Here is a 14,948-nt window from a genome sequence, read left to right as displayed (position 1 = left end):
GCATCGGCTCCCGTGCAACCGCCGGCCAGATCCAACCGCGCCTACCGCAACGTCGCCCATGTGGTGCGGCCCCTCCTGCGCGCGATGACCCGCCACGACTGGCGCGGGACCGAGAACTTCCCGCGCGAGCGTGGCTTCATCGTCGCGTCGAACCACATGACGAACATCGACCCGCTGACGTTCGCGCACTTCCTGTGGGACAACGGCGTGGCCCCGAAAATCCTGGCCAAGGCGCCCCTGTTCAAGATCCCGGTGCTCGCGGGCATCCTGCGGGCGACCGGGCAGATCCCGGTCTACCGCAACTCCTCGTCGGCGGGAGAGTCGCTCACGGCGGCCATCACGGCGATCCGGGACGGTGACGTGGTCGCGGTCTTCCCCGAGGGGACCCTGACGCGCGACCCCGACCTGTGGCCGATGGTCGGCAAGACGGGGATCGCCCGGCTGGCCCTGAGCACGCAGGCGCCGGTCATCCCGGTCGCCCAGTGGGGACCGCAGCTGCTGCTCGGCCGCTACAAGAAGCTGCTCAAGCCGTTCCCGCGCAAGCTGGTCACGGTGGTCGCCGGCCCGCCGGTCGACCTCTCCGACCTGTACGGACGCCCGCACGACACCGCGACGCTGCGCGAGGCGACGGAGCGCGTGATGACCGCGATCACCGCGCTGCTCGCCGACATCCGTGGCGAGGAGCCCCCCGCGATCCGCTACGACATGCGCAAGCCCATGGCTCAGGGCGAGAAGAGGGTCGGCGGCGACCACGCGACCCACCCCGAGCTGCCGTGACGGCCGACCAGGTGACGCAGGACCGTCCCGACGTCCCCGGTTCGCCGCGCCTGCGCGCAGCGGTGCTGGGCGCCGGGGCGTGGGGCACGACCTTCGCGGCCGTCATGGCCGACGCCGGCTGCGAGGTGACCGTCTGGGGCCGCGACGAGAAGGTCTGCCGGCAGATCGCCGACGAGCACCGCAACGAGGCCTACCTGCCCGGGGTCGAGCTCCCTGCGCGCGTCACGGCCTCGCACGACGCGCGGGCGGTCCTCGCGGGCGCCGACGTCGTCGCGGTCGCGATCCCGTCGCAGAGCGCGCGCGCGACGCTCACGCCGCTGGCCGACGCCGTGGCCGGGCACGCCGTGGCGGTCTCGCTCATGAAGGGCGTCGAGCTCTCCACCGACCGGCGCATGAGCGAGGTCGTCGCCGAGTCGCTGGGGATACCCGCGGACCGCGTCGCGGTCGTCTCCGGACCCAACCTCGCGCTCGAGATCGCCCACCGCCAGCCGACCGCGACCGTCGTGGCGTCGACCAGCGAGGCGACCGCGCAGCTGGTCGCCCGGGCGTGCGCCTCGGCCTACTTCCGCCCCTACACCAACGACGACGTCGTCGGCGTGGAGCTGTGCGGGGCGGTCAAGAACGTCATCGCGCTCGCGGTCGGGATCTCGCAGGGCCGCGGCCTCGGCTACAACACCATGGCCACGGTCATCACGCGGGGACTCGTCGAGATCACCCGGCTCGGGCTCGCCCTCGGCGCCGACGCCGACACGTTCCCGGGCCTGGCAGGCCTCGGCGACCTCATGGCCACGTGCGCCTCGCCCGACTCTCGCAACCACACCCTCGGCGGTCACATCGGCCGCGGCATGACGCTCGAGGAGGCGATCTCCGCCACGGGCGGCACCGCGGAGGGCGTGAAGTCGAGCCGCTCGGTCCTCGAGCTCGCGACGACGCTCGGGGTCGAGATGCCGATCACGTCCGCCGTCGTGCGGGTGCTGCACGAGGGTCTGCCGGTCGACCAGCTGGCCGCGCTCCTGCTGGCGCGGCCGCACAAGGCCGAAGGGGCCTAGAGAGAGTCGAGGGCCTGCGCGAGGTCCCGCCAGAGGTCCTCGACGTCCTCGATGCCGACCGACATCCGCAGCAGGTCCTCGGGGACGGTGCGCGACTCGGTGGCGAACCGCCGGCGGCGTTCGAGCGTCGACTCCACACCGCCCAGGCTCGTGGCGGGCACCCAGAGCCGCAGCGCCGCGACGAGCGCGTCCGCCGCGTCAGGCCCACCGTGCGGGCGGAGGCCGATGATCGCCCCGAAGCCGTCCATCAGCCGCGCGGCGCGCTCGTGACCGGGGTCGGCGGGCAGGCTCGGGTGCCGCACCTCCGCGACGCCGGGGTGGAAGCTGAGCCGTCGGGCCAGCTCCGCGGCGTTGGCCTGGGCGCGCTCCACCCGCAGCGCCAGGGTCCGCACCCCGCGCAGTGCGAGCCAGACCTCGAACGGACCGGCGATCGAGCCGTGCAGCGTCCGGTACGCGTGCAGCCGGGCGTGCAGGCCGTCGTCGTCCGCGAGGGCCGCCCCGAGCACGACGTCCGTGTGCCCGGCGAGGTACTTGGTCACGGAGTGCACGACGACGTCTGCGCCGTGCTCGAACGGCCGCTGCACCAGGGGAGTGGCGAACGTGTTGTCGACCCCGACGAGCGCGCCGACCGCGTGCGCGGCCTCGACCAGAGCCGGCAGGTCCGCGACCTCGAGCATCGGGTTGGTCGGCGTCTCGACCCAGAGCATCGAGGCCGTCCGGGGCTCGCTCAGTGCGGACACGACGGCATCGGTGTCGGCGACGTCGACCAGGGTCACGTCGATGCCGAGCCGCTCGCGCAGGTCCTGCGCGTAGCCGAGCGTCACCTGGTACGCGTGCCGTGGGAGGACGAGCCGGCCGCCGGGGGGAACGAGGGAGAGCGCCGCGGCGATGGCGGCCATGCCCGACCCGAAGACCAGGGCGGGGTGCGCTGAGCCCTCGAGCGTGCCGAGCGTCTCCTCGAACGGGTGCCACGTCGCGGCGTCCATGCGGCCGTACAGCGGCTCCCCGGCGCCGGGGACACCCTGCGAGACGAAGGTGGACGAGAGGATCATGGGTGGGTTCACGGGGGCGCCCTGCGTGCGCTCCGGCCGGCCGGCCGCGACGACGAGCGTCGCGGGGGAGAGAGCGTCGGCGGCGTGCGGGTGGTTCGGCGAGGTCACCGCCGCAGGTTACCCGCCGACCGTGTCCGGGGGTTGTCCCACGGATGCTGCCGCGCACGCGGAAGGAGCCCGGTCCGGGGCGGTCCGGCAGGTAGGGTCGGGCGCGATGGACGCCACCTCCCAGCCCTCGGGCCACGACGACACCCCTGCGCCGACCCCCGGGGCCGGCCGCCGCCCACGCGTGATGGTGCTGTTCGGCGGGCGCTCCGGCGAGCATGCGATCAGCTGCGCGACCGCCGGCGGCGTGCTGCACGCCATCGACCGCGACCGGTACGACGTGCTCGCCGTCGGGATCACCCCGGCCGGGCGCTGGGTGCTCGCGGACGACGACCCCGACCGCTGGGCGATCGTCGACGGACGCCTGCCGCAGGTCGAGGACACCGCCGCGCACGTGCTGCTCCCGCAGGCTGTCGACGACCGCGACGTGCAGGTGCTCGAGGCCGGGCGGCTGCCGCGCGTGCTCGGCGAGGTCGACGTGGTGTTCCCGTTGCTGCACGGTCCCTTCGGCGAGGACGGCACCCTGCAGGGCATGCTCGAGCTGGCGGACGTCCGGTACGTCGGCGCCGGCGTGCTCGCGTCCGCGGTCGGCATGGACAAGCACATGATGAAGCTGGTGCTCGCCGGTCACGGGTTACCGGTCGGCCCGTTCCGCGTGGTGCTCCCCGGTGAGCTGGACCGTGATCCCGAGGGTGTGACGGCGCGGGTCGCCGAGCTCGGCCTGCCGCTGTTCGTCAAGCCTGCCCGCGCGGGGTCGAGCCTGGGCATCTCCCGCGTCACGGACCTGGCAGACCTGCCCGCCGCCATCGTGGCGGCGCAGGAGCACGACCCCAAGGTCATCGTCGAGGCGGCGATCGTCGGCCGCGAGATCGAGTGCGGGGTCCTGGGCGGTCACGACGGCGAGCGGGCTCGGGCGTCGTTGCCGGGCGAGATCGTCGTCACCGACCCGAGGCACGACTTCTACGACTTCGAGGCCAAGTACCTCGACGAGGCCGGCGTCACGCTCGCCTGCCCCGCCGACCTGCCCCCGGGGATCGTCGAGGCCGTCCGGGACGTCGCGGTGCGGACGTTCGAGGCCGTGGGCTGCGAGGGACTCGCGCGGGTGGACGTGTTCGTCACGCCCGACGGCGACGTCGTCGTCAACGAGATCAACACGATGCCCGGGTTCACGCCCTTCTCGATGTACCCCCGCATGTGGGAGGCGTCGGGCGTGGGCTACGCCGAGCTCGTCGACGAGCTCCTGCGGCTCGCCCTGGCGCGTCCGACCGGCCTCCGTTGAGCCACCAGGCCGTCCGCGCCGCCGCAGGTTACGCTTCGGGCCATCGTGACGGAGCGGACGGCGGCATCGCCGGTCGTGCAGTCACGGTCGGGACGTCTCACCGCCGCCCCACCGCACCCCCGATCGGGAGTGCTCCGCCTGGCCGACACGATGTGACGGCTCCCTGCAGAATGGTTGTGACCGTCATGGGTGCTCCCCACGTCGCCTCACCGCGACTCCTGCTCGTCGAGTCCGTCCGCGGCCACCGCGCATGAGCGCCACCGCGTCGCCGGCGCCCGCCGCGCCGCCCCGAGCGGCAAGGAACGCCCAGGACTACACCGCGCTGGCCGCCTACGTGCGAGAGTCCGGCCTCCTCAAGCGCCGTTACGGGTACTACTGGACGCGGATGACCGCGACCGCCGCCGCCTTCGCGGGCATCTGGGTGGCCGTCGTGCTCGTCGGCAACTCGTGGTGGCAGCTCGCGGTGGCCGCGGCGTTCGCGGTCGTGCTCACCCAGGGCGCCTTCCTCGGCCACGACAGCGCGCACCGGCAGGTCTTCACGTCAGGGGCGTGGAACGACTGGACGGCGCGGATCTGGGCCTGCGCCTTCGGCGGGCTCAGCGCCGCGTGGTGGCGCAACAAGCACAACCGGCACCACGCCTCACCCAACCAGCAGGGCACGGACCCGGACATCGCCCCCGGCGTCGTCGTCTGGACGTCGGACGTGCTCGACACCCGCACCGGCTTTCGCGGCTGGTTCGGGCGCAACCAGGGGTGGTTCTTCTTCCCGCTGCTCACCCTCGAGGGGCTGAGCCTGCACGTGTCGAGCCTGCGCCTGCTGCTGGGCAGGGGTCCCGTGCCGCACCGCTGGGTCGAGCTGTCGATGATCCTCACCCGACTGGTGGCGTACCCGGTCGCCCTGTTCGTCCTGCTCCCGCCCGGCAAGGCCGTCGCGTTCATCGGGGTGCAGATGGCCCTGTTCGGCGTGATGCTCGGCGGCTCGTTCGCGCCGAACCACAAGGGCATGCCCATCATCCCGGCCGGTCTCAAGGTGGACTTCCTGCGCCGTCAGGTCCTCACGTCGCGGAACATCAAGGGCGGGGCGGCGGTCGACTTCGTGATGGGCGGCCTGAACTACCAGGTCGAGCACCACCTGTTCCCGAGCATGCCGCGCCCCAACCTCAAGCACGTGCAGCCCGTGGTCCGCGACTACTGCGAGCAGCTGGGCGTGAAGTACACCGAGGTCGGCTTCTTCCGGTCCTACCGGATCATCGTCGAGTACCTCAACCGCGTCGGGCTCGCGGACCGCGCGGCGTTCGACTGCCCGGTCGCCGCGCAGTACGGGCGCTGACCGGCTAGACGCAGGAGCGGACCTGCTCCGTCAGCGCGACGGCCGGACCGAGCTGGTCGACGAAGGCCGTCGAGCGCTCCTCGGCGACCTGGGACGGCACGTGCAGCTCGACCGCGGGCACGCGGCCGTAGGTGGTGAACGTCCAGCCGCCGTCGTCGTCCTCGACGATGACCCAGTCGATGCTGGGGCCGCCGGGCGTCTCCACGGTTTGGCAGTGCTCGGTGGTCGGGGCCAGCGGCTCCACGCCGCAGCGCAGGACGACCGGAGCGGCCGTGTCGCCCCAGGCGGTCGTCGCCTGGGCGTTGGTGTCGCGCTGCGGCAGCCCGTCGCCGAGCGAGTCGGGCATCGCCAGCACGACGCTCGCGCACACGGGGTCGGTCGCGTCGGGGGCCACCTCAGCGGGCACCACGCTCGCGCAGCCCGCCAGCGCGGCGACACCGGCCACCGGGGCGATCAGGAGCAGTCGTCGGCGGATCCGGGGCACCGGCCCACCGTAACCCGTGCGCCGCGCCGACCCTCTACCGTGTCCGGGTGACCGGCGACACCCCTGCACCCTCCGACGGCCCCCTCGTGTCGGACCTGTCCGAGGACGGGCTCCTGGCACGCATCTTCCCCCTGCTTCCCGTCGGCGCCGACACCGAGCTGGCCCCGGGGGACGACGCCGCCGTGGTGGCCGCGCCGGACGGCCGGTTCGTGGTCACCACCGACGTGCTGGTCGAGGACCGGCACTTCCGCCGGGCGTGGTCGTCGGGCGAGGACGTCGGCCGCCGCGCGGCGGTGCAGAACCTGGCGGACGTGGCCGCGATGGGCGCGCGACCGACCAGCCTGGTGGTCGCGCTCGTGATCCCGGGCGACCTGCCGGCGTCGTGGGTCGAGGGCCTCGCGCGCGGGCTGGCGGCCGAGTGCGGTCCGCTCGGCGTGGGGGTCGTCGGCGGCGACCTGTCCGGCGGACCCGTCGTCGTGGTCGCGGTCACCGCGCACGGCGACCTCGGTGGCCGCGCACCCGTGCTGCGCTCGGGCGCGCGACCGGGTGACGTGGTGGCGCACGCCGGGGTGGCCGGCTGGTCGGCGGCCGGTCTCGCCCTGCTCCACGCGGGTCGGAGCGATCTGGACCTCGACCTCGTCGGTGCGCACCTGCGGCCCGTGGCGCCCCTGGGAGCCGGCCCTGCCGCCGCGGTCGGGGGCGCGACGGCCATGCTCGACGTGTCCGACGGAATGCTGCGGGACGCGGGGCGCCTCGCGCGGGCGAGCGGCGTCGGGATCGAGCTGGACACGGCGGCGTTCGCGGGAGACCTGGAGCGTCTGCGGGCGGTGGCCGACGCGGTCGGGGTGCCTGCCGAGCGCTGGGTGCTCGACGGCGGCGAGGATCACGGCCTGCTGGCCACGTTCCCCGCCGGCGCCACGCTGCCTGAGCCGTTCCGCGTCGTCGGCCGGGTGGTCCCGGCGGGAGCGGGAACCGTCACCGTCGACGGGGTCGCGGCCCCCGCACGGTCCGGGTGGGACCACTTCGCCGGCTGATCGGCCGGTCAGCCGCGGCGGTAGCGGACCTCGAGGAGGCTCTCGCCGCCGATGTCGTCGTAGCGGTCGATGCCGTCCGCCTGGAAGCCGTGCCGGCGGTAGAAGTGCCGGGCGCGCTCGTTGTCCGCGAGGACCCAGAGCGTGATCGTCGTGGCGCTGCCGACCTCCGCGATCACCGTGCGCATCAGGTCGCGGGCGACGCCGTGACCCCAGGTGCCCGGGTCGAGGTAGATGGAGAAGATCTCCTGGTCGCCGCGCCCCGCGTCCTCGTCGCGGCTGGGCCCGACGGTGACGAAGCCGACGATGCGCTCACCCGAGAGCGCGACCCACGTGCGGATCTCCTCCCGCGGGCCTTCGCGCAGGTACGTGCGCCACTGCGCGATGCGGGCGTCCGCGTCCAGGGAGGCGAGGTACGCGTCCGGCACGATGCCCGCGTACGCCTCCTGCCACGACCGCACGTGCACCCGAGCGATGTCTGCGGCGTCCCCCTCGGTGGCGACCCGGATCGTCACCTCGTCCAGCTGCTCGACCATGGAGGTCACCTTGCCACAGGTGTCGGGCATGACGAAGGCCCATGAGGTGACAACCTCATGGGCCTTCGAGAACGTCTGGTGACGTCAGATGGCGCGCTGCACCTTGCCGGCCTTGAGGCACGACGTGCACACGTTGAGACGCTTGGGCGTCCCCGCGACGACGGCACGCACGCGCTGGATGTTCGGGTTCCAGCGCCGCTTCGTGCGCACGTGCGAGTGCGAGATGCTGTGCCCGAAGCTCGGGCCCTTGGCGCAGACGTCGCAGTTGGCAGCCACGGTCTTCTCCTGTTGCTCTTTGCGGATCATGTGCCGCGTGTGCGGCGAAGTCATGGGTCGGGGCGCACGAGCGACACCGTCTCCGTACCGTTTCCGGAAGTGGATGCGGGGGCCGCGATCGGGCACCACCAGCGCCCAGCAAGGCCGGGCAACCGGTCAAGACTAGCCCATCGGGCACGTCGGCCCAAATGTGGGCGGGATGAGGCAGGGTGGTGCCCCGTCGAGGCAGCCGTGGGCGTCGACGGCGTGGTGAGGTGATCCAGGACGACGGAGGTGCGGTGGACCAGCTCGAGGCAGCGGCGGTGCGCGAGTGGGCGCACGCGGCACGCTCCGCGCTGGACGCCGCACGGGACCGGATCGACGCCGTGAACGTGTTCCCGGTGGCGGACTCCGACACCGGTACCAACGTGCTGCTGACCGTCGCGGGCGGCGCGGACGCGGTCGGGCTCGTCCCGGTCGGCGCGTCGGCGCAGGACCTCGCTCGCGCCTTCGGCCGGGGTGCCCTGCTCTCCGCACGCGGGAACTCCGGCGTCATCGTCAGCCAGTACCTCACCGGGTTCGCGCGTGCCCTGCCCGCGCGGGCAGGTGCCCCCGAGGTCGCCCGCTGCCTGGCCGTGGCCGGACGCGCCGCCCGGGAGGCGACCGTCGAGCCGCAGGAGGGCACGGTCCTCACGCTGGCCGACGTCGTGTCGAGCGCGGCTGCCACGGCCGCGGACGCCGGTGCCGATCTGCCCACGACGCTGGCCGAGGCGGTGGCCGAGGCCCTGCGCGCGCTCGGTCGGATCAGCGCGGTGCACCCCGTCCTGCGGGCGGCGCGGGTGCTGGATGCCGGTGCCTGCGCGCTGATCGTCGTGCTCGACGCGCTCGCCCGGGCGGTCTCCGACGAGCGGCCCCTGCAGGTCCCGCTCGACTGGCTCCCGACCACCGCCGCGCACCTCGCGTCCGTCGAGCCGTCCGGTGGTGCGTTCGAGGTCATGCTCCTGGTGAGCGACGAGCACCCCGTGATCGACACCGGGGCGGAGCTGCGCCGGCGGATGGGGTCCGTGGGGGACTCGGTGGCGGTCGTCGGCGGAGACGGGTGGTGGCACGTCCACGTGCACACCGACGACCCGGCCGCGGCGATCGCCGGTGCCGCGCTGGGGCGTCGGGAGCAGGTCCTCGTCCGGCTCCTCGCGGGCGCGCACGCGGGTGGCTCGGCCCTGACCGGCCGGGCCGACGGGCTCGAGCGTTGGGGCGTCGTGGCGTGCACGGCCGCCCCCGGCCTGGCCGCCTGGTACGCGTCGTCCGGTGCGGTGGTCCTGGTCCGGTGCCCCGAGGCGCCGGTCCGGGTGCAGCACCTCGCGCGGGCGGTCACCGACACCGGGGCGACGCACGTGGCGCTGCTGCCGGGGACGGGCGTCGACCAGGACGAGGTCGCCGCGCTGGCTGCGCCCGACGTCGTGATCGAGGCTCTCGACGCGACCGACGAGGTCCGCGCGGTGGTCGGCTCGTTGGCGCTCGCGGGTGCGGGTCCGACCGCGCAGGGCTGCGCCGCGGCCCGGGCGGCGCTGGCACGCCTGGACGTGCACGCGATCGACGTGGCCTCCGCGCGCACCGTGACCGACGCCGTCGACGCCCTCGTGCGCGCCCCGCGACCGGTGCCCGCGGAGAGCCTGACCGTGCTGCTGCACGCGGCGCACGAGGACGGTCTGGTGGACGGACTCGTCGACCACCTGGCCGCGCACCACCCGGGCGTCGAGGCGACCGTGGTCGGTCCGACGGGGCACGGTCCCGCGCTCGTGCTGGGGCTGGACTGACCGTGGCCGGCCGCGACGGGCTCATCTACCCGGACAGCGTCCACACCCACGTGGACGTGCTCCACAGGCGGGTGGAGGGCAAGCCCGCCGAGCAGAAGAAGTACGCCGCGCTCGGCATCGAGACGGTCGGCGACCTGCTCTCCCACTACCCCTGGCGCTACGCGGACTCGCGCGAGGTCACCGACATCGCGAGCCTCGCGGTGGGGCACAACGTGTCGCTCGTCGCCCAGGTGCGGGGCGCCGAGATCAAGCTCGCGCAGAAGACGGGCAAGCCGCGCGTCGAGGCCAAGGTCACCGACGGCACCCGCACGCTCGACCTGGTGATCTTCATGCCGCACCGCTCGATGGCGGAGTTCCACCTCAAGCGCCTCGTGCCCGGATCGCTCGGGCTGTTCTCCGGCCAGATCAACGTGTTCAACGGCCGGCTCCAGCTGGCCAACCCGACCTATGCGATCTTCGGCCACGAGGTCGACGAGGCGGTCGCCCTCGAGGAGGCCGAGTGGCCGATCCCGATCTACCCGGCGACCGCGGGGCTGGAGTCGGACAAGATCCGCGCCGCGGTGCGCAAGGAGCTCGACCGGCTCACGGAGGCGGACGTCCCCGACCCGGTGCCGGACCAGGTGCGCACCGAACGGCATCTCGCGTCGCGCTGGAGCGCCCTGCGCGCCGTCCACGTCCCGCAGACCGAGGAGGACTGGCGCAAGGGGCAGGCGCGGCTGCGCTACGAGGAGGCCTTCGTGCTGCAGGCCGAGCTGGCCCGTCGGCGGGCGCACGCGCAGCGTGAGGAGTCGACGGCACGCCTGGCGCGCTCCGGCGGGCTGCTGGACGCCTTCGACGCCCGTCTGCCGTTCACCCTCACCGAGGGCCAGGTCGCGGCGGGCGAGCAGATCACCGAGGACCTCGCCCGCCCGCACCCGATGCAGCGGCTGCTGCAGGGCGAGGTCGGCTCGGGCAAGACGGTCGTGGCGCTGCGCGCGATGCTCCAGGTGGTCGACGCGGGCGGTCAGGCCGCACTGCTCGCCCCCACGTCGGTGCTCGCGGCGCAGCACGTCCGGACGCTGCGCGCGCTGCTGGGCGACCTGGCGGAGGGCGGGCTGCTGGGCGGCTCGGAGATCGGTACGCGCGTGGCTCTGCTGACCGGCGCCCAGAACGCCGCCGAGCGGCGCAGCAACCTGCTCGAGGCGGCGAGCGGACAGGCGGGGATCGTCGTCGGCACGCACGCCCTGCTGTCGGACCCCGTGCAGTTCGCCGACCTGGGGCTCGTCGTCATCGACGAGCAGCACAAGTTCGGCGTCGAGCAGCGGGGGCGGCTGACGGCCAAGGCCGCGAACGCCCCGCACCTGCTGGTGACCACCGCCACGCCGATCCCGCGCACGGTGGCCATGACCGTGTTCGGCGAGCTGGAGATCTCGGAGCTGCGGCACGTCCCCGCCGGGCGCAGCGGGGTGACCACGCACGTCGTGCCCGCGGACAACCGAGCGTGGATGGACCGGACGTGGAGCCGGGTGCGCGAGGAGGTGGAGCGCGGGGGACGCGCCTTCGTCGTGTGCGCGCGGATCGACGCGGACGACGACGGCGCCGCCGCCGGGCCGCGGGAGACCGACGGTGCGGACCTGATCCTCGACGAGCCGACGACCGTCCGCGAGGCCCAGGCCGCCGAAGGACGTGCCCCGAAGCGGCCACTGCGCGCCGTGCTGGAGGTCGTCGACACCCTGCGCAACGACCCGCGGCTGGGCGGTGTCGAGGTCGGCCTCCTGCACGGGCGCATGACCAGCGACGAGAAGGACCGGGCGATCGCCGACTTCTCCTCCGGCCGCACGCCGGTGCTGGTGTCCACGACGGTCATCGAGGTCGGCGTGGACGTGCCCGCCGCCACGGTGATGGTGATCCTCGACGCACACGTCTTCGGGCTCTCCCAGCTGCACCAGCTGCGCGGCCGCGTGGGCCGGGGGAGCGCGCCCGGGCTCTGCCTCCTCGTCGCCGACGCCCCCGAGGGCACCGTCGCCGCGCAACGCCTGGGCGCGCTGGCCGCGACGACCGACGGGTTCGAGCTCGCGCGCGTGGACCTCGAGCTGCGCAAGGAGGGGGACGTCCTCGGCTCGGCGCAGTCCGGGCGCCGGGGCACGCTCCGGTTCCTGCGGATCGTGAGCGACGGAGCGGTGATCGACCGGGCGCGCGACGACGCCCGCGCGCTGGTCGAGGCCGATCCCGAGCTCGGGGCCTGGCCCGCGCTGCGTGCGGCGATCGACCTGCAGCTGGCCGACGGGCGCAAGGAGTTCCTGGGTCAGAGCTGAGCGTCGGGAGCCGGGGCGTCCGGCGGATACCCTGGCGCACGTGTCGAAGCCCGTCATCCGCGCCCAGGACCTGCTCGTCGGCTACGGCGGGGCGCCCGTGTGCGCACCCGTGACGTTCACGCTGGCGCCCGGCAAGGTCGTCGCCCTCGTCGGCGCCAACGGTTCGGGGAAGTCCACCGTGCTGCGCGCCGTGATCGGTCTGCTCGAGCCGTCGGGCGGGTCGCTGCAGGTGTTCGGCGGACCGGTCGACGAGCGGGACGTCGGGTTCCGCACCAAGGTAGCCAGCGTCCTCGACGACGACGCGTACTTCCCGGCGCTCACGGTCTCGGAGCACCTGTACCTGACCGCCCGCGGGCACGGGGTGCACGGTGCGCAGGACGTCGTCGCGGGGCTGCTCGCCGAGTTCGGCCTGACCGACCACGCCAAGTCGCTGCCCGTGGCCCTGTCCTCTGGGCAGCGGCGCCGGCTGCTGCTCGCCGCGGGGTTCGTCCGCCCGCGGTCGCTCCTGGTCCTCGACGAGCCCGAGCAGCGGCTCGACCGGGCGATGCGCGACCGGCTCGCCGCACGGATCGTCGCGGAGAAGCAGTCGGGCGGCGCCGTCCTGCTGGCCACGCACGACCCGGACCTGCTCCGCGCGGTCGCCGACCGCGCCGTGCACGTGGCCGACGACGTGACCCGCGTCCTGCCCACGGACCAGGCTGCCGACCTCATCGCGCGGGAGAACCCGTGACCGAGGCCGTCGGCACCCACGACGACGAGCCCGCGGTCCAGCCGTTCGAGCTCGGCGACGTCCCGTCCGCGAAGAGCATCCGGCGGTTCACCGCCCAGGCGGCGAACGCCCGCGGCGGCGCGAACATCGGCGACCTGCTGTCCAGCGTCTACTACGCCGTGATCAGCATCGCCATCAGCGTCGGCATCGCCCTCGGCTTCGCGCAGGCGATGCGCGCGTCGCTGCCGCCGTCGCCGGAGGTGGAGGCGCCGCTCTCGCTGAGCCTGGCCACGCTCGTCGTCGTCATCATCGTGGCCCTCGCGGGGGCGCTCCTGTCGCTCGCCGGCCGGCTGGGCCCAGTCGGTGCCGGGGGAGCGGAGGCGGCCTGGTGGCTCGGTCTCCCCGTCGACCGCCGTGGGCTGCTGCGCCCCGCGGCGCGCCGGCTGCCGCTGCTCGCGGGATTCGTCGGTGCGGTGCTCGTCGCACTCCTGGACGCCGGCCTGCTCGCGGACCCCGGACTGCGCGTCGTGCGGGTCGCGGCGACCGCGGCCCTGGTCGCAGCCGGGATCGTGCTGGTCGCGGCCGTGGGACAGTCCGCGAGCGTCTCCCGACGGTCGATCGCGCTGGCCGGTGACGTGCTGCTCTTCCTCGCCCCCGTCGCGGCGGTCGTCCTCGCGCGCGTCGGCTGGTCGGTGGACGAGGTGCCGGGGGCTCCGTGGTGGTTGGTCGCCGCGCTCGTCCCGGTCGTCACGGCGCTCGCGGTGGTGGTCGACAGGCGGCTCGGGCGGATGCCCGCGCGGAGCCTGCGCGAGAGCGGCTCGGTGGCCACCCAGGCGGTGGGCGCGGTCGTGTCGATGGACTCGCGCGAGCTCGGTCGCGCGCTGACGGACGGTGCCGCCGCGCCGGTGCGGCGGTGGGTCTCCCGGCTCCGTACCGCACGAGGGCCGGTGTCCGCGCTGATCACCGCCGATGTCGTAGTTCTGCGTCGGTCGGCCCGGCACCTGGTGCAGCTCGTCGTTGCGGCGCTCGTCCCCGTGCTCGTGAGCACCGTCCCGCAGCTCGCCAGCTCGATCGGGGTCCTGCTGGCCCTGCTCGTCGCGGGTTCGGTGGCGATGAGTGCGACCGGCGAGGGCGCCCGGCGTGCCGAGATGGCGCCCATCCTCGACCGGCTGCTGCCCATCGACGCCAAGACGGTCCGTCGGCTGCGCATGGTCGTGCCCGCCGCCGCGATGGCCCTGTGGTCCGTCGTCGCGTTCGCCGCGGTGGGCCGGTGGGCCTCCGACGTCCCCGGCTGGATCGCGCTCGGGCTGGCGTCGACCCCGGTGTGGGCGGCGGCGGCCGTCCGTGCCTCGTACCGGCCCGCACCCGACTGGGGAGGTGCCCTCGTGTCGACCCCGATGGGTGCGCTGCCGACGGGCGTCGCCACCGTCCTCGCGCGCGGCCCGGACCTCGTCGTGCTCTGCCTGCTCCCGGTCTGGATCGGGGTGCTGCTCCGCACCGTGAACCCGATCCTGCTCTACGCGCAGATCATCCTGTCGCTCATCGCCGTGGCGGTCGCCTCGTCGATCCGCACGCGGTCGCTCATGGAGACCCTGATGGACGCCCAGGAGCAGGAGCGGGCGGGAGCGCGTCGGTGACCCGGATCGTCGCGGGGTCGGTCGGCGGCCGCGTGCTCCAGGTCCCGCGCACGGGGACTCGACCCACGAGCGAGCGCGTGCGGGAGGCCCTCTTCTCGCGGCTCGAGCACCTCGACGTCGTCGACGGAGCGCGCGTGCTCGACCTGTACGCGGGCTCCGGCGCGCTCGGGATCGAGGCCGCCAGCCGCGGCGCCGCGCACGTGACCCTGGTCGAGGCCGCCCGGGACGCCGCCGAGGTGTGCCGCCGCAACGTGACGACCCTCGGGCTCGCGGGAACGGTGCAGGTGCTCACGGAGAAGGCCGAGCGGTTCGCGCTGCGGGCACCGACGGCGCCGTGGGACCTGGTGCTCCTCGACCCGCCGTACGACCTGGCAGAGGCCGACCTGGGGGGCGTGCTGGCCGGGGTGGGGGCGGCGCTGTCCGGCAACGGGGTCGTCGTCGTCGAGCGGGCGTCGCGCACCCCGGAGCCCGCGTGGCCCCCGACTCTGCTCCGGTTCGACCGCCGCGCGTACGGCGACACGGTCATGTGGTTCGCCGAGCTCGCGGAGAGCGTTCAGCCCTGACCCCGTGCGCCCCGGCCGCGTTCCCGTGGC

14 protein-coding genes are annotated in these 14,948 nt (G+C 74.3%); 10 read left to right on the top strand and 4 right to left on the bottom strand.

Annotated features, from left to right (window positions below; translation table 11 throughout):
* Positions 1-12: 12 nt before the first annotated feature.
* Together AC1DXT_RS19920 and AC1DXT_RS19915 are read left to right on the top strand one after the other, a co-directional pair.
* Positions 13-777, top strand: a complete 765-nt coding sequence (locus AC1DXT_RS19920) for a lysophospholipid acyltransferase family protein (RefSeq protein WP_477063019.1) — start codon at positions 13-15, stop codon at positions 775-777.
* Positions 774-1,826, top strand: coding sequence for an NAD(P)H-dependent glycerol-3-phosphate dehydrogenase (locus tag AC1DXT_RS19915; protein WP_477063018.1), 1,053 nt, complete (start codon positions 774-776; stop codon positions 1,824-1,826). Before AC1DXT_RS19920 ends, AC1DXT_RS19915 begins: the two co-directional genes overlap by 4 nt.
* Here the strand turns inward: AC1DXT_RS19915 and AC1DXT_RS19910 are convergent.
* On the bottom strand, positions 1,823-2,986 hold the full coding sequence (locus AC1DXT_RS19910) for a trans-sulfuration enzyme family protein (RefSeq protein WP_477063017.1): 1,164 nt from the start codon (positions 2,984-2,986) through the stop codon (positions 1,823-1,825). The two genes, AC1DXT_RS19915 and AC1DXT_RS19910, sit on opposite strands and share 4 nt — an antisense overlap.
* A gap of 106 nt (positions 2,987-3,092) precedes the next feature.
* Here AC1DXT_RS19910 and AC1DXT_RS19905 point away from each other — a divergent pair, with 106 nt between their 5' ends.
* A complete protein-coding gene (locus AC1DXT_RS19905; RefSeq protein ID WP_477063016.1) occupies positions 3,093-4,262 on the top strand; it encodes a D-alanine--D-alanine ligase family protein in 1,170 nt (389 codons plus the stop codon).
* Between the two features lie 250 nt (positions 4,263-4,512).
* On the top strand, positions 4,513-5,592 hold the full coding sequence (locus AC1DXT_RS19900; protein WP_477063015.1) for a fatty acid desaturase family protein: 1,080 nt from the start codon (positions 4,513-4,515) through the stop codon (positions 5,590-5,592).
* 4 nt (positions 5,593-5,596) lie between these two features.
* On the opposite strand, the gene AC1DXT_RS19895 is transcribed toward AC1DXT_RS19900, so the two are convergent.
* Complete coding sequence (locus AC1DXT_RS19895) at positions 5,597-6,076, bottom strand: DUF3515 family protein (RefSeq protein ID WP_477063014.1); 480 nt, start codon at positions 6,074-6,076, stop codon at positions 5,597-5,599.
* A 47-nt stretch (positions 6,077-6,123) separates the two neighbouring features.
* On the opposite strand from AC1DXT_RS19895, the gene AC1DXT_RS19890 reads away from it, so the two are divergent.
* Entirely contained in the window at positions 6,124-7,110 is a 987-nt protein-coding gene (locus tag AC1DXT_RS19890; RefSeq protein WP_477063013.1) for a thiamine-phosphate kinase, read from the top strand.
* A gap of 8 nt (positions 7,111-7,118) precedes the next feature.
* Here AC1DXT_RS19890 and AC1DXT_RS19885 read toward each other — a convergent pair whose 3' ends face one another.
* Together AC1DXT_RS19885 and rpmB are read right to left on the bottom strand one after the other, a co-directional pair.
* A complete protein-coding gene (locus AC1DXT_RS19885) occupies positions 7,119-7,643 on the bottom strand; it encodes an N-acetyltransferase family protein (protein WP_477063012.1) in 525 nt (174 codons plus the stop codon).
* An 84-nt stretch (positions 7,644-7,727) separates the two neighbouring features.
* Positions 7,728-7,919: a 50S ribosomal protein L28 gene (gene rpmB / locus AC1DXT_RS19880; protein WP_028050248.1), complete on the bottom strand. Its 192-nt coding sequence runs from the start codon at positions 7,917-7,919 to the stop codon at positions 7,728-7,730.
* A 254-nt stretch (positions 7,920-8,173) separates the two neighbouring features.
* On the opposite strand from rpmB, the gene AC1DXT_RS19875 reads away from it, so the two are divergent.
* Genes AC1DXT_RS19875 through rsmD form a run of 5 tightly spaced genes read left to right on the top strand, consistent with a single transcriptional unit; the run spans position 8,174 to position 14,918 of the window.
* A complete protein-coding gene (locus AC1DXT_RS19875) occupies positions 8,174-9,715 on the top strand; it encodes a DAK2 domain-containing protein (protein WP_477063011.1) in 1,542 nt (513 codons plus the stop codon).
* A 2-nt stretch (positions 9,716-9,717) separates the two neighbouring features.
* Entirely contained in the window at positions 9,718-12,009 is a 2,292-nt protein-coding gene (locus tag AC1DXT_RS19870; protein ID WP_477063010.1) for an ATP-dependent DNA helicase RecG, read from the top strand.
* 40 nt (positions 12,010-12,049) lie between these two features.
* Entirely contained in the window at positions 12,050-12,739 is a 690-nt protein-coding gene (locus AC1DXT_RS19865; protein WP_056089865.1) for an ABC transporter ATP-binding protein, read from the top strand.
* Entirely contained in the window at positions 12,736-14,355 is a 1,620-nt protein-coding gene (locus tag AC1DXT_RS19860; protein WP_477063009.1) for a DUF6297 family protein, read from the top strand. The genes AC1DXT_RS19865 and AC1DXT_RS19860 overlap by 4 nt, the downstream gene beginning before the upstream one ends.
* Entirely contained in the window at positions 14,352-14,918 is a 567-nt protein-coding gene (gene rsmD / locus AC1DXT_RS19855; RefSeq protein ID WP_477063008.1) for a 16S rRNA (guanine(966)-N(2))-methyltransferase RsmD, read from the top strand. Before AC1DXT_RS19860 ends, rsmD begins: the two co-directional genes overlap by 4 nt.
* Positions 14,919-14,948 lie beyond the last annotated feature (30 nt).

It is taken from the genome of Cellulomonas sp. P1_G12_2, from assembly GCF_056405535.1.
Note: the sequence above shows the minus strand (reverse complement) of the source record. Positions and strands in the feature narration are given on the sequence as shown.

Bases quoted from the DNA above. Each gene is read 5' to 3' on its own strand.
- AC1DXT_RS19905 (WP_477063016.1), top strand. From the start codon at position 3,093: ATGGACGCCACCTCCCAGCCCTCGGGCCACGACGACACCCCTGCGCCG.
- AC1DXT_RS19900 (WP_477063015.1), top strand. From the start codon at position 4,513: ATGAGCGCCACCGCGTCGCCGGCGCCCGCCGCGCCGCCCCGAGCGGCA.
- AC1DXT_RS19885 (WP_477063012.1), bottom strand. From the start codon at position 7,643: ATGGTCGAGCAGCTGGACGAGGTGACGATCCGGGTCGCCACCGAGGGG.